Source organism: Metabacillus sp. 113a (assembly GCF_050107635.1).
Classification (GTDB): domain Bacteria; phylum Bacillota; class Bacilli; order Bacillales; family Bacillaceae; genus Metabacillus_B.
Genome location: NZ_JBNILJ010000003.1, coordinates 58075 through 79901 on the forward strand (window position 1 = coordinate 58075; position 21827 = coordinate 79901).

16 protein-coding genes and 1 other annotated feature are annotated in these 21827 nt (G+C 46.8%); of the genes, 2 read left to right on the forward strand and 14 right to left on the reverse strand.

The annotated features are described in order from the left end of the window. Positions 1-281 precede the first annotated feature (281 nt). The 3 genes from ACQCVE_RS06595 to ACQCVE_RS06605 all read right to left on the reverse strand — a co-directional run bounded on the left by ACQCVE_RS06595 (position 282) and on the right by ACQCVE_RS06605 (position 6137). A complete protein-coding gene (locus ACQCVE_RS06595) occupies positions 282-1991 on the reverse strand; it encodes a diguanylate cyclase (protein ID WP_426843736.1) in 1710 nt (569 codons plus the stop codon). 83 nt (positions 1992-2074) lie between these two features. After that, on the reverse strand, positions 2075-3391 hold the full coding sequence (locus ACQCVE_RS06600) for a bifunctional folylpolyglutamate synthase/dihydrofolate synthase (protein WP_426843735.1): 1317 nt from the start codon (positions 3389-3391) through the stop codon (positions 2075-2077). 100 nt (positions 3392-3491) lie between these two features. Next, positions 3492-6137 (reverse strand): valine--tRNA ligase, encoded by a 2646-nt coding sequence (locus ACQCVE_RS06605; protein WP_426843734.1) that lies wholly within the window; start codon positions 6135-6137, stop codon positions 3492-3494. Between the two features lie 45 nt (positions 6138-6182). Next, positions 6183-6415, reverse strand: a binding site (T-box leader). Between the two features lie 160 nt (positions 6416-6575). On the opposite strand from ACQCVE_RS06605, the gene ACQCVE_RS06610 reads away from it, so the two are divergent. Further along, positions 6576-6767, forward strand: a complete 192-nt coding sequence (locus ACQCVE_RS06610; protein WP_426862178.1) for a hypothetical protein — start codon at positions 6576-6578, stop codon at positions 6765-6767. A gap of 27 nt (positions 6768-6794) precedes the next feature. Here ACQCVE_RS06610 and ysxE read toward each other — a convergent pair whose 3' ends face one another. The 8 genes from ysxE to hemA all read right to left on the reverse strand — a co-directional run bounded on the left by ysxE (position 6795) and on the right by hemA (position 15602). Beyond that, positions 6795-7805: a spore coat protein YsxE gene (gene ysxE, locus ACQCVE_RS06615; RefSeq protein WP_426862180.1), complete on the reverse strand. Its 1011-nt coding sequence runs from the start codon at positions 7803-7805 to the stop codon at positions 6795-6797. A gap of 114 nt (positions 7806-7919) precedes the next feature. Further along, a complete protein-coding gene (gene spoVID / locus ACQCVE_RS06620; RefSeq protein ID WP_426862182.1) occupies positions 7920-8948 on the reverse strand; it encodes a stage VI sporulation protein D in 1029 nt (342 codons plus the stop codon). Between the two features lie 423 nt (positions 8949-9371). Beyond that, the gene (gene hemL / locus ACQCVE_RS06625) at positions 9372-10658 is read right to left on the reverse strand and encodes a glutamate-1-semialdehyde 2,1-aminomutase (RefSeq protein WP_426843730.1); all 1287 of its coding nucleotides are present in this window, start codon (positions 10656-10658) and stop codon (positions 9372-9374) included. Positions 10659-10683: 25 nt separating this feature from the next. Continuing rightward, positions 10684-11664 carry a porphobilinogen synthase gene (gene hemB / locus ACQCVE_RS06630; RefSeq protein WP_426862184.1) on the reverse strand — a complete coding sequence of 327 codons (981 nt, stop codon included), beginning with the start codon at positions 11662-11664 and terminating at the stop codon, positions 10684-10686. Further along, a complete protein-coding gene (locus tag ACQCVE_RS06635) occupies positions 11665-12441 on the reverse strand; it encodes a uroporphyrinogen-III synthase (protein WP_426862186.1) in 777 nt (258 codons plus the stop codon). Next, on the reverse strand, positions 12438-13373 hold the full coding sequence (hemC, locus tag ACQCVE_RS06640; RefSeq protein ID WP_426843727.1) for a hydroxymethylbilane synthase: 936 nt from the start codon (positions 13371-13373) through the stop codon (positions 12438-12440). Before hemC ends, ACQCVE_RS06635 begins: the two co-directional genes overlap by 4 nt. Before the next feature lie 30 nt (positions 13374-13403). After that, positions 13404-14234, reverse strand: coding sequence for a cytochrome c biogenesis protein (locus ACQCVE_RS06645; RefSeq protein WP_426862187.1), 831 nt, complete (start codon positions 14232-14234; stop codon positions 13404-13406). A gap of 15 nt (positions 14235-14249) precedes the next feature. Continuing rightward, a complete protein-coding gene (hemA, locus tag ACQCVE_RS06650; RefSeq protein ID WP_426843725.1) occupies positions 14250-15602 on the reverse strand; it encodes a glutamyl-tRNA reductase in 1353 nt (450 codons plus the stop codon). Positions 15603-15844: 242 nt separating this feature from the next. Between hemA and ACQCVE_RS06655 the strand changes: the two genes are divergently transcribed. After that, on the forward strand, positions 15845-16327 hold the full coding sequence (locus ACQCVE_RS06655) for a LiaI-LiaF-like domain-containing protein (protein WP_426843724.1): 483 nt from the start codon (positions 15845-15847) through the stop codon (positions 16325-16327). Between the two features lie 120 nt (positions 16328-16447). Here ACQCVE_RS06655 and yihA read toward each other — a convergent pair whose 3' ends face one another. From yihA to lonB, 3 genes are all read right to left on the reverse strand, one after another. Continuing rightward, on the reverse strand, positions 16448-17038 hold the full coding sequence (gene yihA / locus ACQCVE_RS06660; RefSeq protein WP_426843723.1) for a ribosome biogenesis GTP-binding protein YihA/YsxC: 591 nt from the start codon (positions 17036-17038) through the stop codon (positions 16448-16450). Next, positions 17035-19356: an endopeptidase La gene (gene lon, locus ACQCVE_RS06665; RefSeq protein WP_426843722.1), complete on the reverse strand. Its 2322-nt coding sequence runs from the start codon at positions 19354-19356 to the stop codon at positions 17035-17037. The genes yihA and lon overlap by 4 nt, the downstream gene beginning before the upstream one ends. Positions 19357-19550: 194 nt before the next feature. Continuing rightward, positions 19551-21197 (reverse strand): ATP-dependent protease LonB, encoded by a 1647-nt coding sequence (gene lonB, locus ACQCVE_RS06670; RefSeq protein WP_426862189.1) that lies wholly within the window; start codon positions 21195-21197, stop codon positions 19551-19553. Positions 21198-21827: the final 630 nt, after the last annotated feature.

Below are 21827 nucleotides of genomic sequence, written 5' to 3' on the forward strand. Positions count from 1 at the left end.
TGGTTTACCTCTTCGGATATCGACCTAAATTTTCGTTTATCGGCTATTATTTGATTTTATCGGCTATTATTGAATTTTATCGGCCGAAAAAAAATGATATCGGCTATTTTTTCAGAATATCGACTTTTCGACAAATTTCGAACAAAATTGCAGCTGACCGACACGGACACCCTGCTAAATTCCCGTTTAAACTCCTCCCATACCAGGGAGCTGGCTTCAAAAACCCAAAATAAAAACCCAAGTCCGCCTCAGCAGCGTTCTTGAGTCTTCGATGATCCCCTCTATTTCGAATATCCCGCCACTTTATTGCGGCCTGCCCGTTTGGCCCCAGTATACATGGCCCGGTCTGCATGGCGGACAAGAGATAACGGGTCATCTGCATCAGCGGGCGCTTCTGCAATGCCGATGCTTGCGGTCACACAGATCGGCTGTCTGGATGCTCCTGTCAGGTCTTGTTCTGCGATGAAGGGCTGATCAGCGATCTCTTTCCGCAAACCTTCCGCGAAGGACAGGGCGGCATTTCGGTCCATGCCGGGGAGGAGGACAACAAATTCCTCTCCTCCATACCTGGCAGCGGTTCCTTTGCTTCCGGTAAATCGCTCGAGTCTCTCAGCCAGCTGAATGAGTACTTCATTTCCAGATTGATGCCCATACGTATCATTGATCCGTTTAAAATGGTCGAGATCAAGGAGAACCAATGAAAACTGTGAGAGTGTCCCTTCCTTTAACCGGGTAAATTCTCTTACAAGCTCCGCTTCCATGAACCGGTAATTGTAAAGCCCTGTTAAAGAGCATTTTATGGTCTGATTTACTGTCTCTTCATGAAACCTTGCGTTTTCAATGGCTACAGCGAGATGGGCAATCAGGAGATTTACGATCATCAGCTGATGATTTTCGAACTTCCGCCTTTTATTGGATGCGAGGATTACGATCCCGACTACCTGCTGACTGCGAAATACCGGAAAGGCCATCAAGCTTTGTGCCGCTTTCGGCATGTATTTGCCCAAGTGCTCCCATTGGGTGCGTTTATGAAAGAGAAAGCTCTTTTTCCTTGCAAATACATATCCGCTGATTCCCTCTGTAATCCTGACGGTTTGATCCGGGCTTTTGTGGTGCTTTCCGTCTTCCATTTTGCGGATGATTCTGAGTGTGTTTTGATCGGTCACATCAATGATGTAGGCATAGTCTACTTGAATCATTGCTGTTATTTTATCCAGGAATACATCCAGGACATCATCTACGTTCAGTCTTTCTGTCAGCTGATAGCCCACTTCACTCGCTTTCTGCAAATACTCATTGATATGCTTCGCCGCATAATAATGATTGAGCATTATAGAGATTACGATAATCGGCAGCCCTACATAAAGGAGGGCCAGATTCCCATGCTCCCCGTACAAAACGTAGAGCAGAAAACCAAAAGGGGAAACGATGCTTGCTGCAAAGCCCTCCCATAGAAAGTCTCTTGAAAAGAACGGGGCTTTTCGTTTGTACATAAACCTCCAGATAATATTGTTCAGGATGAGGTGGTTTACAAACAGAGAGACAACCACATAGATCAATATTTCTCCTGCAAAGCTCCATGTCAGCTCCTGCTGTCCGTGACCGCCGCCCATCCACTCATAAACGGCACCGCTTGCAAGAGAAATAGCAAGAAACATCAGAAAATTAACAGGGTACCGGTACAGATCCTTCCATCCAATTCTTACCCTCAGGAGCAGGACGATCATCGCCAGCTGAATCAGCACCATCTCTGCAAAAAGGCCGAAGTATAAAAATACGGCAAGGGATACCCCTTCCACGAAAAACACCGGTGTGCCATTTACTACAATTGGGATGAGGGCCACTGTACACATTAGAATCAGAAACAAAAGTAAATCTCCGATCGATTTTCCTGCGAGATCAGGAGGCCATACTTGGTACGTTATATAAAAAATCAGCGGTGAAACAATCGCCCATGTCATCCACAAGGTGATTTGCACACGTTTAGCCAACGCAGCCCCCTCCTTTAGCCGTCCTCTATTTGTTCTATATTTTAGCAAATTTTCAGACGGTTGTGTGAATTATTTAGGTCTATTCACCTAAAATCTATTTTTTTATTTTCCGACAAGAACTGTCGAACCTGGGAAATAAAGTACAATGAGCCGCAAATCACAAGGACTTCATCCGGATTCATCCTGTTAGGGAACTCTGCAAGAAATGTTCTCCAGTCTTTAACGGCCGCTTCATTTTTTAAGCTGCCTGCCTCTAATAGCCGCTCACTCGAAGCCGCGCGAGGAAAATCAAACTCAGTTACGTACAGGGTATCCACAGCTTTTTCCAGCACCTGCAGCATTTTTTCGTATTCTTTATCCTCAAGGGCGGTAAACAGCATATGAACCTTTTTTCCCTTTTCGTGCCTGGCAATCGTTTCGGCAAGACTTTCTGCTCCTTCGAAATTATGGGCTCCGTCTAAAATAATCGCTGGATTGCTCCGCATCCTCTCATATCTTCCGCTCCACCTTGCCTTGAACAATCCCCTTCGGATGGACGGCTCTGTGACGCATGCTTTTCCCTTATGGTCCAGCAGGGCCACTGCCATTAAAGCAAGGGCTGCATTTTCAATCTGATGGGCACCGTACATGCTGATGCTTAAGCCGTTCCACTCTTTAAAAGGGGCTGAAAAATTGAATTCCTCCCCCTCCGCCACAGAGCGTATACCTCCGATGCGGAAATCCTCACCTAATACGAGCAGCTCTGCGTTCATTTCCTCTGCTTTAGAACGGATTTGATCCAGGCCTTTTCCCGCTTTCACCCCTGTAACAACAGGAGTATCCGCTTTAATAATCCCTGCTTTTTCAGCGGCAATTTCTTCAATTGAAGATCCTAAAATGTTCATATGATCATAGCCGGCGTTAGTAATCACAGAAAGCACCGGCTTTGCGATATTTGTGGAATCCAGGCGCCCGCCAAGCCCCGTCTCTAATAGAAGGTAATCAGGCGGCTGGACGCTACCAAAATATAAAAAAGCCATGGCTGTGATGATTTCAAATTCGGTCGGGTGCTCACCCAATTCGGCTTCTGCTCTTTCTGCTACACGCTTTACCCCATTCGCAAGATGAATGAGATCGCCGGTGCTGAAAGGCACTCCATTCATGCTGATCCGCTCATTAAACGACTCGATATAGGGGGAAGTAAACGTTCCAACCTGATAACCGGCTTCATTTAAAACAGATCTCATATAGGAAACCGTGGATCCCTTTCCATTTGTACCGGCTACATGAATGACCGGAACATTCAGATGCGGATTCCCGAGCTTTTCCATCATATACGTCATCCGCTCCAATCCGGGTTTAATCCCAAATCGCAGCCTTGAATGAATCCAATTCAGCGTCTCTTCATATGTTTTCAGCATTTTTTTCACCTCAGTAGAATGACGTTCCGGCTTCCGGAAGCTCCTTTTAATCACAATAAAAAAGCAGGTGATCATCTCTGTGATGATCACCCTACACGTTTCAGCCTTTCAGTTCAGCGATTCTGGCTAAAACGGAATCCCGTTTTTCTACGTATTCGTTTTCTTTCTGGCGTTCTTCTTGAATTACTTTTTCAGGCGCTTTTTTTACGAAGCCTTCGTTGCTGAGCTTTTTCTGAACACGATCCACTTCTTTTGTCCACTTTTCGAGCTCTTTCTCAAGACGCTTAATCTCTTCTTCCATATTGATAAGCCCTTCTAAAGGCAGAATCAGTTCTGCACCGGTTACGACGGCTGTCATTGCCTTGTCGTCTGCCGCTAAGTCTGTCCCGATCTCCAGCGTGCACGGGTTGCAGAAGCGGTCAAGATAGGAGCGGTTGTTTTCCAGCTGTCTGGAAACTTCTTCTTGCTTTGTCTTAATTTTTAAATGAATTTGTTTGCTCATTGGTGTGTTCACTTCAGCCCGGATATTTCTTACTGAACGGATGATCTCCATCAGCAGCTTCATATCACTTGCCGCCTGCTCATTGGAAAGCTCCTGTCTGACTTCAGGCCACTTGGCAACCGTGATGGACTCCCCTTCATGCGGAAGGCTCTGCCAGATCTCTTCAGTGATAAACGGCATAATCGGGTGGAGCAGTCTCAGCGTCTGGTCAAGCACATGCGCGAGGATCGACCGGGTTGTATGCTTTGCCGCTTCGTCTTCTCCGTATAATGGTATCTTCGCCATTTCAATGTACCAGTCACAGAAGTCATCCCAGATAAAGTTGTATAAAACACGGCCGACTTCACCAAATTCATACCGGTCAGCAAGCTTCGTCACCTGTTCTATCGTTTCATTCAAGCGAGTCAGAATCCATTCATCCGCCACTGATTTTTTGCCGGTCAAATCAATCTGATCATAAGCAAGCCCATCCATGTTCATTAGCGCAAAACGGGAAGCATTCCAGATTTTATTTGCAAAGTTCCAGGTAGACTCCACCTTTTCAAAGCTGAAACGCAGATCCTGCCCCGGTGAGCTTCCTGTCGCAAGGAAATAGCGAAGAGAGTCTGCCCCGTACTGGCCGATGACTTCCATCGGATCTACTCCATTGCCGAGGGATTTACTCATCTTTCTTCCCTGATCATCGCGCACAAGTCCGTGGATTAACACATCCTTGAACGGACGCTGTTCTGTAAATTCAAGGCCTTGGAAAATCATTCTGGAAACCCAGAAGAAAATAATATCGTAGCCTGTCACAAGGACATCCGTCGGATAGAAGCGCTGATAATCAATGGATTCTGTATCAGGCCAGCCCATCGTCGAAAACGGCCAGAGTGCCGAGCTGAACCATGTGTCCAGTACATCTTCATCCTGCTTCCAGTTTTCCGGGTCTATTGGAGGCTCATGTCCTACGTGAACTTCTCCTGTTTCATTGTGGTACCATGCAGGAATGCGGTGACCCCACCACAGCTGCCTGGAAATGCACCAGTCCCTGATGTTTTCCATCCAGTGCAGGTAGGTCTTCTCAAAGCGCTCGGGAACAAAATTCACTTTTTCCTCTGATGATTGCAGATCAACGGCTGCATCAGCGAGCGGCTGCATTTTCACAAACCATTGTGTGGACAAATAAGGCTCCACTACCGCCCCGCTTCGTTCACTATGGCCAACGGAATGCGGATGGTCTTCTACGCGGAAGAGGATCCCGTCTTCCTGCAGGTCCTTGACGATTTGCTTGCGGCAAGCGAACCGGTCCATGCCCTCGTATTTTCCGGCTTTATCATTCATTGTTCCATCTTCATTCATGACCAGGATCCTCGGCAGTTCATGACGATTTCCGATTTCAAAGTCATTTGGGTCATGAGCAGGGGTAATTTTAACAGCTCCGGATCCAAAATCCATATCGACATAATCATCGCCTACAATTGGAATCTCTCTTCCTGTGATTGGAAGAGTCACCATTTTGCCGATCAGATGCCTGTATCGCTCATCCTCAGGATGGACCGCAACAGCCGTATCCCCAAGCATGGTTTCCGGACGGGTTGTCGCAATCTCAATATGTCCTGAACCGTCTGTCAGCGGATAGCGCATGTGATAAAAGGCTCCCTGAACATCCTTGTAGATGACTTCAATATCGGACAGAGCGGTTTTCGTAGCGGGATCCCAGTTGATGATGTATTCGCCGCGGTAGATTAATCCCTTGTTATAGAGGGTTACAAATACCTCCCGAACCGCTTTTGACAGCCCTTCATCAAGGGTAAAGCGCTCACGTGAATAATCGAGCCCAAGCCCTAATTTAGACCACTGCTCACGGATATGGGAGGCGTATTCATCCTTCCACTTCCACGTTTCTTCCAAAAAGGCTTCACGGCCCAGCTCATAACGGGATTTTCCCTGCTCCTTAAGCTTTGCTTCCACCTTTGCCTGAGTTGCGATTCCTGCATGATCCATGCCGGGCAGCCATAGCACATCATAGCCCTGCATTCGCTTCATGCGGGTCAGGATATCCTGAAGCGTTGTATCCCATGCATGGCCCAAATGCAGCTTCCCCGTTACATTCGGCGGCGGAATCACAATGGTATATGGCTCTTTATCCTGATTGTTTTCGGCTTCAAAATACTTTCCTTCCAGCCAAAATTGATAGCGGTTTTGTTCTACAGCATTCGGATCATATTTAGTAGACAGGTTAGGCTGCTGATGATCGGTCATTTCCGGTTCCTCCTAAAAGTTGACAAAATAAAAACTCCTCCCATCCAAAAGGACGAAAGGAGCTGATTTCGCGGTACCACCTTTTTTCACGGGAAAACAAAGCCCTTTCCCATGCTCTTAAATGTTTTAACGGCCTCCGCCGGTCTTCCCTACTCAGCTGTTCAGGAACACTGCTCAAGGGCGACTTCCAGATCCGCTTTCCTGAGAAATCTTTCAGCTGATGATTTCTCTCTCTTTAGGCGCGGGGTGCCTGTACTCTTCCCTATCCAAGCTTTTCATCATATTCTTTTATGCTTCTAGTCATAATAGTATTATATAAATGTTTTTTTCGTCAACATCTTCCCCGTTTTTTTATCATCTTATACGTCAAACAGGGCAGGCACAGGCGAGAAAATCGTTCATATGCTGATTATAACTCAAAGATGGAGGTGAATACCATTGCGAAAACGATTTAATTCATACACAGTTCCCCCCTGGGTAAAAGAGATTCGTGTCATTGCTGTCCAGTTTATTCTTCCAATCACCATCTTCCAGGGAATCAGAACCCTCATCTTTCCGACCGCTTTTGATATCATCCTCCTTGCAGCTCTGATTTTTCTTGCCTTATCCTTTCATCTTGGGTGGCTCTAGGCGCAAGAAAGAGGGGTTTCCCCCTCATCATGCCTGAGCCTCGGCATTTTTCTTATTTTCTGTATCGACGATTCTCATCACGAAGTATTCGTTGTTTTTGAAATACCAGTAGGCTTTGATCAAATCCTTGTTTTTTTGAAGCTGGGATGTACTCCTCCCATCCCGGTCAGGCGAGAGAACCGCGCGGTAAAGGGACTCAGGGTACGAAAGGTAGCTGATGAAAAGCGGCATTTCCTCCTTTGCAAAAGGAAAGTTCTTCTGATAGGTGTAGAACCAGTCCACGCACTCCTCACAGCGGATTGGATAGGTGTAAAATGTCTTGTAATAGAATTGCAAAAGATCATTCATCGGAGGGGCCCGGTGCGCTTTTTCAAAATTGATCAAATAGCTTTTCTCGTTTGAATCATACACAACATGCTGGACGGACAGACTGCCGTGGATATAGGAGGTCCGGGCTGTATCCTTTTCTTTCATTGACTCGTACCATTCCTCCAGTTTTTCAATTGCAAAATCGGTCGCTCTGGCTGTTTCTGTATAATACGTGACAGCCTGCAGTTCAAATGGGGACAGATACCATTGCTTTTCGCACTTTTCTACGTATTGTTCATAGGCTTGCTTCTGTTCTTCCCATTGCTTTCTGGCTGTTTCATAGGTGGCTTTCATCTCCTCACCGGTTATTTTCACTTGCTTGACGGTTTGCCGATGAAGTTTGGCGGCTTCTTTAAACAAATAGTCATGCCTTGCACTCCGTTCATCCGCTTGAGAATCGGGAAGCCATGGCATTAAATAGTAATAATTTTCACTTCCTGCTGTGACCAGATGCCCGTTTATGTTGCGGTAAATGGGCACTAAGCTCGTATAGCCCGCATCATAGACTGAACGGACCCTGTCTGCAAACCGGTCTGCTCTGGACGGCCTCAGTGTTTTCAAGGCAAATGTCCCCTGAGGAGAATACACTTTTACGAGCCTCGGACTATGCTGCTCGGCAAACTCCAGATTAACCTGGTATTGACTGAGTATCGCTTGAAAATCCTCCATTCGCTTTCCCCACTCGCCTATTTTAGTAGTGGCGCACGCCTGCTGCATCCAAAGCCGGGCAGCCCCTTCCATATGAAAAAAAAGCTGAGCAGCATCCTCAGCTTTTATTGCGTTTTACTTGCTGCCGGCATATTGAGGAATATAAAGCGTCTGCCCCTCGAAAACCTCTTTATCCTCCGGAAGATGGTTCACTCTGATCAGCTGCTGGGCCGAGCATTCATACTTTTCACAAATGCCGGCAATGGTATCGCCCTGCTGGACAATGCAGATTTTCAGCCTTGCCAGCTCTTCATCTTCTTCCCGGCCAAAAAGCTTGGTCAGAAGAAGCGAGTTCTCGCTTTTAGGGTCTGCAGCCTCCCGTGCTTCTTTCATCTCAGGACGATGCTCCGCTTGCTGCACCTGTTCTCTTTCCTCTTCAAAAAGGGGCTGGATTTCCTGATAGTCGTGGGTTTGCCTGCGGACTTCCACCTCAATCTCCGGATAATCGGATTCCTCATCCCTCGAAGAAACAGACGGATCCGCCTCATGCTCCATTACAGCTTGATCTTCTCCTCTAAAAGCATAAATTTCCTGGTAAGCCTGATCGTGTTCTTCTATCGGTTCCGCATCAGATGCATCTTCTCTTGACAAAGCTTCTGCTTCCTGGAATTCCACTGATTCTGCCTCTTGCTCCACCTCGTGGATTTCCTGGATCTCCGCTTCTTCATGCTCTCGGCTGTTTTCCGCAATGCCTGTAATAGACAAATCAGCATACAGCTTTAAGCATTTTGCTTCAGGGAGATCGTAGTCAAACGAATCGATCGACACAAACACTTCCTCAAGACGGTCAATTCTGTTTCTCGGGATCGTGATGTCAACCGGGAACCGGTGATGAATTTCGTTAGTCCCGTCTTCTCTTACCACTACTTCATTAACGAATCGGTCAGCAGAAAACTCAAAATCCTTTTCTTCTTGATCCGGATTCAGAACCGCACGGTATTCACCCGTAAGCTGAAGGGCTCCTCTTATAGAAACATACTGATCATGCTCTTCAATCACTATATTCGGATCCAGAGAAATCGATAGCAGTTCAAATACTTCCTGTCCTTTTTGAAACCATACAGACTCTTCAACAGAAAAGCGCAATGCTGCATCCTGTGACAAGCTGTTTCCTCCCTTCTTAAAACTGATCCATAGAATCATGACACTTCCAATTTATGAAGGGGGGGTGAAAAAAAGAACTGGAGAACGCGGCAGCAGGATCCTTAGGCAATTCCTCTGCTATAGGAGGATCCTGGAGCGCACTTGGATGAATCATTCATCTGGGTCCGGCTGTTTGCATGGGCTATTTGTCCACAAAAAAAAGCTCTATTAAACTAGCCGGTTGATTTCCGCTGCAGGCGTTCGCTTATCCAAGGGCGGGCGGTGAGCCTCCTCATCTTCGCGATTGCGGGGTCTCACCTGTCCCGCAGCTCTTAGCTCGGAGTCTCACGCCTTCCGCTCCAATCAACAGGTGTGAAAAATCAATTGTATGCTTTAACAAAGCCAAAAAATAAAAAGCTGTCCAGACATGCCGGACAGCTGATCTTAACGCAGTCTGCTGAACGCTTTTTCAGCTGCAGCAACCGTTTGTTGGATATCTTCATCAGAATGGGCAGTGGAAAGAAACAGCCCTTCAAATTGTGACGGAGGCAAAAAGACACCTTCATTGGCCATTTCTCTGTAATAGCCTGCGAAATAATCCAGATCCGATGATTTCGCTGTATCGTAATCCGTAACCGGCTCGTTCGTAAAGAAGATTCCGATCATGGAGCCGGCGCGGTTGATCGTATGCGGAACTTGATGTTTTTGAGCCGCTTCCGCCAACCCTTGCTCAAGAAGATCCGCTTTTCTGGCAAACTCTTTGTAGCTTTCAGGTGTGAGCTGCTTCAGCGTCTCCAGCCCGGCCGTCATGGCGAGCGGATTTCCCGACAGCGTTCCCGCCTGATAAATGGGACCGCTTGGAGCAATTTGCTCCATAATTTCGGCTTTTCCGCCGTAAGCTCCGACCGGAAGTCCTCCCCCAATGACTTTTCCAAGACACGTTAAATCAGGAGTAACACCGAAATAGCCTTGAGCACAATGATAATCCACGCGGAAGCCGGTCATCACCTCGTCAAAAATCAGCAGGGAGCCGTATTCACTCGTTACATCTCTTAATCCCTCAAGGAATCCCGGCTGCGGAGGGACGACACCCATATTCCCAGCGACCGGCTCCACAATCACTCCGGCGATATCTTCGCCAAATTCCTGAAAAGCGGCGCGAATGCTCTCCAGATCATTATATGGAACGGTAATTGTATTTTTCGCTACTCCTTCAGGCACGCCGGGGCTGTCGGGCAGGCCAAGGGTGGCAACACCTGAGCCCGCTTTGATGAGAAGAGAGTCACCGTGGCCGTGATAGCACCCTTCGAACTTGATGATTTTGTTCCGGCCGGTATATCCCCGAGCCAGACGGAGAGCACTCATCGTCGCTTCCGTGCCCGAGCTGACCATTCTTACAATCTCGATGGACGGAACGCGCTCGATCACAAGGCGGGCGAGTTCATTTTCTAAAAGGGTGGGGGCACCGAAGCTGGTTCCGGATTCCACTACTTTTTTTAAGGAGTCGACGACCTGCTCATTTGCATGTCCATGAATGAGGGGACCCCATGATAAAACATAATCAATGTATTCGTTTCCGTCGATATCATAAATTCGCGATCCTTTGCCGTGCTCCATAAAGATTGGATCGAGCCTGACAGACTTGAAAGCGCGGACCGGGCTGTTGACACCGCCGGGCATCAGCCTCTGTGCTTCCTTAAATGCCTGCTTCGATTTTTCATAGCTTCTCATATTGGTCTGCCCCTTTCCATTCTTTTTACTGCTCCTTTAGCCACCTTGCTGCATCCTTCGCATGGTAAGTGATAATAAGATCGGCACCTGCACGCTTCATGCTCGTCAGTTTCTCCAGAACGATGGCCCGTTCATCGACCCATCCGTTTTGAGCTGCTGCTTTTATCATGGAGTACTCTCCGCTGACATTATAGGCTACTACCGGCAGGCTGAAGCTGTTTTTCACATCCCGCATGATATCCAGATAAGAGAGGGCCGGTTTGACAATGAGGAAGTCAGCGCCCTCTTTTACGTCAGATTCGGCTTCCCTGATGGCTTCTATCCGGTTGGCCGGATCCATTTGATAGGTTTTGCGGTCGCCGAACTGAGGAGTACTGTGGGCTGCATCCCGGAAAGGCCCGTAAAACGCACTTGCATATTTAACAGCATAGGACATTACCGGGATTTCTTCAAATCCGTTCTCATCCAGTCCTTTGCGGATCGCTGCCACGAATCCATCCATCATGTTAGAGGGGGCAATAATATCTGCACCTGCCTTCGCCTGGCTAACCGCTGTGCGGGCAAGAAGATCAAGGGAGGGGTCATTCAATATTTTCCCTTCTTCAATGACGCCGCAATGCCCATGGTCGGTATATTGGCACAAGCATGTATCCGCCACTACCACGAGGTCCGGGAAGCCTGCTTTGATCTGGCGGATCGCTTTTTGGACGATGCCATGATCATGATAGGCTTCTGAACCTACAGCATCCTTATGGTCCGGAACACCGAATACAATAACGGAGCGGATGCCAAGGTCAAGAAGCTCCTGCATTTCTCCATTGAGGTGGTCAAGGGAAACCTGTTCTACACCTGGCATAGACGCTACGGCTTTCCGCTTATGTTCTCCTTCCACTACAAAGATCGGATAAATAAAATCCTCCGGACGCAAAAACGTTTCTCGAATCATTGCACGCATTCCTTCACTGGAACGAAGTCTGCGGTGTCTGGCAAAATGCAAATCCATCATTTATTCCTCCTTGGGTGCTTCTATATGATCGATCATTTTCTTTACCATTCCTTCAATGGTATAAGGATCGGCTATAAGACAATCATACCCGTAATTTTTCACCGTTTCAGCTGTCACGTCTCCAATGCAGACAAAAGCTGGGGATGCACCCGGCTGCCTCTGTGCAGCCTGCATGTAGGAACGAACGATTGAAGGGCTTGTAAAGGTAGCAAAGTCAAGAATTCCTTCCTGAAGCAGCTCTGCCAGCTCCTGCTGGGCTCTCTTCAGAGGACTGTTGCTGTATAAAATCAGCTCAGAAGCCTGCACACCCATTTCCTTCATTTTTTTGTAGACTGCCTGCTTAGACAGGCTGCCCCGGATCACCAGTATGCTGTCGCCGGCTGATACTTCGCCTGCCAAAGCCTGTGCCAGCCCTTCTCCCGAGAAGGTGTGGGGCATGAGGTCGGCTTTTAGCCCAGCCTGCTCGAGGCTCTCGGCTGTTTTCTTCCCAACTGCACCTGTTTTGCAATGCTCAGGAAAAGAAAGTCTGAATTTTTCCATGAAACAGGTAAAAAAGCGAACTCCATTTGCACTCGTGAAAATAATCCAATCGTATTGATCCAGTTTTTCCATGCGGCTTTCGATATCCGCCTCATCAGCAGCCGGCTCAATTGCGACAAGCGGGATGACATAAGGGACAGCCCCCAGCTCTTCAATAAGACGCGCAAAAGAAGCCGCTTGGCTTTTCTCTCTTGTAATCAAGATGTGTTTCCCACTTAGCGGCTTCTTTCTATTCATTCTTGGTCCAGCTCCTCTTTCACCCTGGAAATAAGCTCCTTCGCTCCCTGCCCTTCCAGCTTTTTCGCGACTCTTTTTCCGAGCTCAGAGGGATCTGTTCCAACCATCGTTTCCCGGTACACGTTTCTGCCTTCAGGATCTGCAACCAGCCCGGTCAAGCGAACCTGACTCCCGCCCGCAAGCTCTGCATAACCGGCGATCGGAATCTGGCAGCCGCCCTCCATATCCTTCAGGAACGCTCTTTCGGCTTGAACGGTTAAAGAAGTATCCGCGTCATTGACATTTGCGAGAATCTCAAGCAATTCTTTGTCGCTCTCTCTGCATTCAATAGCCAAGGCTCCCTGGCCGACAGCCGGCAGGCATTCAGCAGGGTCCAGGTATTCAGTGACAATTTCTTCGCTCCAGCCCATCCGTGAAAGCCCGGCTGCCGCGAGGATAATCGCATCATAATCTTCATTTTTCAGCTTGCTGATGCGTGAGTCAATATTCCCGCGGATCCATTTAATTTGAAGATCCGGCCTGATCGCAAGAATTTGAGCACTTCTTCTAAGGCTGCTCGTCCCGATTACAGACCCGGGGGAAAGCTCGGAAAGCTTGCGTCCATCCTTTGAAATCAGCGCGTCCCTTACATCTTCTCTGAATGGAATACACCCGATTGTCAAACCTTCAGGAAGCTCGGCTGGCATATCTTTCATGCTGTGGACAGCCATGTCAATCTCTCCATCGAACATCGCCTGCTCGATTTCCTTAACAAATAAACCTTTTCCCCCTACCTTGGAAAGCGTTACATCCAGGATTCGATCCCCTTTTGTAACAATTTCCCTTACTTCAAATTCATAGGGAAGACCCAAGTCCCGGAGTTTTTGGATAAACCAGTTGGTCTGGGTCAGAGCAAGCTTGCTTCTTCTAGAACCGATGATGATCTTTCTCATATGAATCCTCCCAATCTCCAATCCCGAAATCTATGAATACACATGAAATCGGGATAAGCTTCCAAACAGGAAAAAATTGATCAGCAGCACGAGAAAAGCTGCTGCATTCCATAAAGCAATCGGTTTCCCCTGCCGGTTTTTTACGATTCTTACATATAGATACACGCTGTATATAACAATGACGCCAAATGAACCCGTTACCTTCGGATCGAACCATTGAAAGTCCGGAAGTTTGATGAACGCCCATATGGATCCAAGAATCAGGCTGAGCAGGAGCATAGGCACTCCGATTACGTTCAATACATAGGCCATGTGGTCAAGCGTAGATAAGTCGTTAATGCGCAGAAGTTTTTTTCCCCACCTTTTTTTCTTAAGCAGCCGGTATTGCAGCAAATATAGCATAGAAAAAACGAAACTGAGAGAAAAAGCTCCATACGATAGAATGGCCATGGTGATATGAATGATGGAAAGCTCTGAAATCAGCTGCTCAGAAAGCTGGCCAGGCTGATTTTGCGAAAGGGCGAATGTGTGAAGAGCAAGCATAATAAACCCGAGCACACTAGTTAAAAACGGGATGAAATCCGCCTTTTGCAGCCAATTCAAAATCAGGGAAATCGTGACGAGCACCCATGTGTAGAAATACAGGCCCTCCGATATGTTCAAAATCGGAAACGTTCGAGAAACGGCTGTTTCATAAAACAAAAAAATTGTTTGCAGCAGCCAAACAATAGAAAGCAACCAGAAGGCAGCTTTGCTGGCCTTCCGGTTCGTATGAACAAAATCAATGAAATAAAAGAGGACACAACATGCATAGATAATAACCGCTGCTTCATTCAGCCGGTTCAGGTCCAACCCAATCATTAAGCCATATCCTTTCTAGTAAGATGGATACGAAACACTCTGAACAGCTTCGGTTTCATAGAACCGTTCAGATTGCCGGTTTTTTTCTTTTTGCTGTTTGACCTGTTCGCTAATATTAAAAATATCTGAGAAAAGCTCCAGCGCTTCTTCTCCATCCTCTTCCGCTGCCAATTCCTTAGCCTTCAGAATCGGATCTCGCAGAAGCTGGTTTATGATGCTTTTCGTATGCTTATTTAAAAGCTTGATATCCCGTTCAGACAAATCAGGCATTTTCCGCTCGATGCTCTGCATCGTATCCGACTGAATCAATAATGCTTTTTCCCGCAGAGCCGTAATGACCGGAACGACTCCAAGTGTATTCAGCCATTGCTTGAACTGGACGATTTCCAGTTCAATCATAAGTCCAACTCGTTCGGCCGCTGCATTCCGTTCCTTCATATTTGCTTCCACGATGCCTTCCAGGTCATCGATATCATATAGGAAAATACTTTCCAGCTCATTTATAGAAGGATCCAAATCGCGCGGTACGGCGATATCCACCATAAACAGCGGATTGCCTTTGCGTTTCTTCTCAACTTCTGCCATCATTTGCTTTGTTACAACGAAGTCTTTTGCTCCTGTCGAGCTGATCACGATATCCGCATCCTTCAGTGCCGCTTCAAGCTCGGCAAAGCTTTTAGGAACTCCGCTGAATTTATCTGCGAGCTGCCTGGCTTTCTCAAAAGTCCGGTTAACAACCGTCACCTGGCTTACACCGTTTCCATGCAGATTTTGAGCGGCAAGCTCGCTCATCTTCCCGGCTCCTAAAATGAGGACACGCTTGGAATTCAATCCTCCAAAAATCTTCTTGGCAAGCTGTACGGCTGCATAGCTGACTGAAACTGCATGACTTCCGATCTCGGTTTCGGAATGAGCCCTCTTGGCAAGCGTCACCGCTTCTTTAAACAAGTAATTAAAGACTGTGCCAGTAGTCTGAAGCTCCTGCCCCTTCAAAAAACTCGTTCGCACCTGTCCTAAAATTTGAGTTTCACCAACAATCATGGAATCAAGACCGCAGGAAACACGGAAAAGATGATCGACGGCTCCGTCATTTTCATAGAACGTTAAAAACGGGGCAAACTGCTCGATTTCAAGATCAAACCATTCGGCTAAAAAGGCTTTCAGATAATATCTTCCCGTGTGAAGCTGATCCGTAACGGCGTAAATCTCCGTACGGTTGCAGGTAGATACAATAATATTTTCAAGAACGCTTTTTTGCGTTTTTAGTTTCTGCATGGCTGATCCAAGTTCAGCAGGATCGAAACTGAGCTTTTCTCGTATATCAACAGGGGCAGTCTTATGATTCAGGCCTACAACTAAAATATGCACGATTTCATACCCCCTATATTCCTTACTTTCATTAGCAATAATTATTCTAAAGTAAAAATAATTCTTTGTCTAATCATTTACATATCGTCTATTTTATATTATAACATGATAGAAAAGTCTTCATTTGATAAAATGTGAACAGAGTATGAAACAGAAAATGCTCAAATTTATGTATACCACCATGTACAATACCAAAAAAAGCGCTTTCTTTCAAGAGAGAGTCCTGTGAACGAGGTGTAAAAATGAAACAGCGTCCAGCATTCCCAGCCTATTTTCTAATTATCATCGGAGCCTATTTTCTTTTTCAGAAGCTTAACATTGTCCTATTTCCCGAGCAAAACAGCTGGCCGACATTGGTCCTGCTGTTCGGTGCTGTATTTCTCATCAGCAGTTTTACAGCTAAAGACGATGCCTACCTTGTACCGGGATTGATTCTAGCCGGCCTTGGTGTCCACTTTCTCATGTCCGGGAAAAACCCGTCCTGGCCGGATGATGCTGCAGGCATCACAATCATCATCGGAATTGCCCTCCTGATTGCTTCAATAAAAGCGAAAAACGGGTACATAACCGGCGCCATTGTCCTGCTGGCGGGGCTATTCCTCCATTACTTCGAGCAGATTACCGGCTCTTTCAGCCAGCTGGAAGAGGGCATCAGCTATGCCGAAAAATTCTGGCCTTTTTTGTTCATCGCTGCCGGTCTGTTCTTATTATTCAGGAAAAAATAAGAAAGTATACAAGCAAAACGCATCCTTGGGATGCGTTTTTTGTTCTATTGCTGCAGTTTTATACCGAATGAATGAACACCTCAAAAAGAAAACGCACCTTCAGGATGCGTTTTCTTCCTCTTATTTAACTCCAGTCAGTCTCTTAATCGCACCCCATGCTTCATCCTTGCCTTTTCCGGTCTCAGATGAAAACAGGACAATGGAATCCTCTTCATATAGATCGAGGGTTTCTTCTACGATCTTTACATGCTTTTGCCATTTTGATTTCGGAATTTTATCCGCTTTTGTAGCAACGACGATCACCGGGATGCTGTAATGCTTTAGAAAGCCGTACATCATTTGGTCATCGTTCGTCGGTTTATGGCGGACATCGATGATCAGGACGACCGCTTTTAATTCTTCCCGGTTCGTCAGGTACGTTTCGATCATTCTTCCCCAGGCATCCCGCTCGCTTTTCGATACTTTAGCGAAGCCGTATCCGGGTACATCCACAAAGTGGAGGACTTCATTAATAATGTAAAAGTTCAAGGTTTGGGTTTTCCCCGGCTTGGAGGATGTCCTGGCCAGGTTTTTACGGTTCAGCAGCTTGTTGATAAAGGAAGACTTCCCTACGTTGGACCTCCCGGCGAGAGCAATCTCGGGAAGGCCGGCGTCAGGGTATTGTTCCGGTTTTACTGCACTTATTACAATTTCAGATGTGGTTACTTTCATTTCGTTTCTCCAGTCAATGCATGGTTTAACACTTCTTCAATATTGGAAACCAGGACAAAGGTTAATTCGTTGCGTACACTTTCAGGAATGTCGTCAAGATCCTTCTCATTCTCCTTTGGAATGATGATCTTCTTCAGCCCTGCACGGTGGGCGGATAAAGACTTTTCTTTCAGACCGCCGATTGGCAGAACGCGTCCCCTTAAGGTGATTTCTCCCGTCATGCCTACTTCTTTTCTGACGGGGCGTCCAGTCAGGGCAGAGATCAGCGCGGTGGCCATCGTAATACCCGCGGATGGGCCATCCTTTGGCACGGCTCCTTCCGGAACGTGGATATGAATATCATTTTTCTCGTTAAAATCCGCATCGATCTCAAGCGCAGCAGCCTTTGAGCGGATAAAACTGAATGCGGCCTGCGCGGACTCTTTCATTACGTCTCCAAGTTTACCGGTTAAGATCAGCTTGCCTTTACCGGGCGACAAGGATACTTCGATCGACAGAGTGTCTCCCCCGACCGTTGTATAAGCAAGCCCGGTGGCCACGCCGACCTGGTCTTCAATTTCTGCCTGGCCATAGCGGTAAATCGGCTTTCCGAGAAAATCAGGAAGATTTTTCTCTGATACAATAATCTTCTTTTTCTCCTCAGAAACAATCTTTTTCGCTGCCTTCCGGCAAATGGCCGCCAGCTGCCGTTCCATTCCGCGAACCCCGGCTTCTCTTGTGTAATAGCGGACCACATTCTGGAGAGCTGTTTCTTTTACCTGCAGATTCGCTTTTTTTAATCCGTGAGCCTCCAGCTGTTTCGACAGGAGATGATCCTTTGCAATTTGGATTTTTTCAAGTTCGGTATAGCCGGCAATCGTGATGATTTCCATACGGTCTTTCAGCGGACCCGGGATGGTCGCCAGGTTATTGGCTGTCGCAATGAACATGACGTTGGATAAATCATACGTTTCTTCTATATAATGGTCACTGAATGTATGGTTTTGTTCAGGGTCAAGTACTTCCAGCAGGGCAGAGGACGGATCCCCTCTGAAATCACTGGACATTTTATCAATTTCGTCCAGCAAAAAGACAGGATTGATGCTGCCTGCTCTCTTCATACCCTGAATAATCCGGCCAGGCATGGCACCGACGTATGTCCGGCGGTGTCCTCTTATCTCAGATTCATCCCTCACTCCGCCAAGTGAAATCCTGACAAAATTACGGTTCAGTGATTTTGCAATGGAGCGCGCCAAAGAAGTTTTCCCTACGCCCGGAGGACCTGCAAGGCACAGGATAGGTCCTTTCAGAGAGTTTGTCAGCTTTTGGACAGCTAAGTATTCAAGCACCCGTTCCTTTACTTTTTCCAAGCCATGATGGTCATCATTGAGAATTTTTTCGGCTACATTTAGATCAAGCCGGTCTTCTGTTGAATTGGTCCATGGCAGTGAAAGGAGCCAGTCAATGTAATTGCGGATAACCGCGCTTTCTGCTGAGCTGGAAGGAACCTTTTCATAACGGTCTAATTCCTTCAGAGCAGCCGCTTTAATTTCCTCGGGCATGCCGGCTTCTTCTATTTTACCGGAGAGAGAAGAAACTTCGCCCGTTTTTCCTTCTTTATCCCCAAGTTCTTTTTGTATGGCTTTCATCTGCTCACGCAAATAATACTCTTTTTGAGTACGTTCCATGGAGCGTTTTACACGCTGCCCGATTTTTTTCTCAAGGTTCAGCACTTCTTTTTCATTGTTGATCATGCTGATGACTTTATGAAGACGTTCTTTTATATTGACCGTTTCCAGGACTTCCTGCTTTTCCTTTAATTTTAAAGGCAGGTGGGAAGCGACGAGATCAGCTACACGTCCCGGCTCATCGATGTCGGCCACGGAAGCAAACGTCTCCGCTGAAACTTTTTTGGAAAGCTTAATGTACTGCTCAAAATATTCAAGCAGTGTCCTCATCAGCGCTTCGCTCTCCGTGTCTTTTGTCCCCGTGTCTGTCAGTGTTTCAATTGTCACCATCAGGGTATCGTTTTCTTCCTCAAAGGAATGGATTTCGCCTCTTTCCAAACCCTCTACGAGGACACGGATCGTCCCGTTCGGAAGCTTCAGCATCTGCTTAATTTTTGTATACGTACCGACCCGGTAAACATCATCCTCTGCCGGTTCATCTATGGAAATATCCTTTTGTGTTGCCAGGAAAATCATATGATTGTCCATCATTGCCGTTTCTAAAGCTTCTACTGATTTATCTCTGCCTACATCCAAATGAAGAACCATGGTTGGATAGACCAAAAGCCCTCTTAATGGAAGCAAAGGAATGGTTAGTTTATTGTCTGCCATACCTATGCACCTCCGTCTCTTTCTTGATAGCGTATGTGCGAGTTCTTGTCTAATTCTAACTTATTCTTTATAGGGTGTCTATTTGGATGATCATTTTTTGCCCATCGGCGGACCGAACCTATGTAATCAAGCAAATCAGCATAGGAAAACCCCCAGGCAGGCTGGAGGTTCACCGCTCTTAACTATATGCAGACTTATACTGATTTTTTCTCATTCAGCAAAAATTCGGCCGGCGGATTCAGTAGTGCATGATCAAGCACTTCCTGGAAATGTGAAACAGGAATAATCGTGATCCCCGGGATATCCTCAAGGATCGACTGGCTGTTTTCCGCAGGAATGATGACCTTCATGGCCCCGGCCAATTTAGCTGCCTTGATTTTAGGGACCACGCCGCCAATCGGCTTAACGTGCCCATGTATGCTGATTTCTCCAGTCATTGCCACAAGATGGTCGACTGGAATTTTATGAATGGCAGAAAAGATGCCTGATGCCATCGCAATCCCTGCCGAAGGCCCATCCACCGGAACCCCTCCCGGGAAGTTAACGTGAATTTCATAGTTGTCTGCTTCTACTCCCATTGATTTGAGGACCGTAATGACATTTTCCACCGATCCTTTGGCCATGCTTTTTCTGCGGATGGATTTTCCGCGGTCTCCAATGCTTTCTTCTTCCACAATCCCTGTTATGTTCACACTGCCCTTTTCTTTCGCTGGCAGAACCATTACTTCTATTTCAAGGAGAGATCCTGTGTTCGGACCGTGTACAGCCAGTCCGTTCACCAGGCCTATTTTCGCTTCCTCCCCAATCTTTCGGTCATACCTTGGAGACATTTGGCTGGAATGGATGACCCATTCAATATCCTTTAATGTAACTGCGCCGCGGTCTTCGTTCATCGCCATCCCCGCTACAATCTGCATCATGTTGACGATTTCCCGTCCGTTTCTGGCATAGGAGGTCATACGTTCAATACCTTCATCCGAGACATTCATCCCAATTTTCGCCGCTGCTTTGTTTGCGACGATGGAGAGCTCCTTTTGATCAAGCTCCCTGAAAAACACTTCTACGCAGCGCGACCGGATGGCTGGCGGAATTTCATTTGGCGTTCTGGTTGTAGCCCCGATCAGGCGAAAATCAGCCGGCAATCCATTTTGGAAAATATCATGGATGTGGCTTGGTATGTTTGTGTTTTCTTCACTATAATAAGCACTTTCCAAAAATACTTTCCGGTCTTCAAGAACCTTCAGCATTTTGTTCATCTGAATCGGATGGAGTTCACCGATTTCGTCAATAAACAAGACTCCCCCATGTGCATGTGTAACAGCACCTTGCTTAGGCTGAGGGATGCCGGCTTGTCCCATAGCTCCGGCGCCCTGGTAAATCGGGTCATGAACAGACCCGATTAGCGGATCGGCAATTCCCCTTTCATCAAAACGGGCTGTCGTTGCATCAAGCTCGACGAATCCCGCATTCGAGCGGAACGGGGATTTCCCATTTTGTTTCGCTTCTTCAAGCACTAGTCTCGCAGCGGCTGTTTTTCCAACTCCTGGCGGTCCATAAATAATCACGTGCTGGGGATTGGGTCCGCATAATGCAGCGCTTAAGGAACGGATTCCATCTTCCTGACCGACTATATCCATAAATGTCTTAGGGCGGACTCTTTCCGCCAAAGGCTCACTTAACCGGATCGATCTCATTTTTTTCAGCTGTTCCATTTCTTTTTTCGATTCCCTGTCGATGGATACCTTTTGGGTGCGCTGGCTTTTTAACAAATTCCAAAAATACAAACCGATAATAATCCCGAAAAACAACTGTACAAACAATGCAATGCTTGTCCAACTCATACTGGTCCCTCCTGCTGCATTCTGTTTCTATGTAAAAGAGTCTTCCTCTCTTAGCCATAATGGTGTTTCCTTGCTCCTAGTATCTCCTCACTGAAAGCGGAATAAACCCGCAGAAAGAAGATTTGCAGGAAGAAGATTCGGCGGTGGCGGAGGGCAGCAGTGGAATTTCTAAAAAGCATACATCAATCTGTCTTTTCATGTTTCATCCAGGATTGTTCAGGCTGATTTCTTTCTCCTCCTACTATATATTTCCCACAGGACGGGCAGTGTCTTGCTTTGCAGCTGCGGATGGCTCCCCCTGTCCCGCCTTCAGCGGAAGTTAAGCACCTTTCGAAGTTAATACCAGACGGTTTCCATCAAAATTTTGTCGAAAAGTAGATATATTGAAAGTACGGACAATAAGCTGAGAGGGTAGGAAAATAAAATGAAAGTACGGACAATAAAACAAAAGTTAGGACAATATCCTCTCCAATCAGCCCCCAAAGCAGCTTTGAAGACACCAAAAACAGCCTGATACCTGCAATTTTAACGGAGAACGAGTTCTAAACGGCACATTAAGGCGATTTTGAACCAAAAAGACGTGAACAGTGCCAGCGACTAAGGATTCCCGCTTTTTCAGCCCGCTAATGC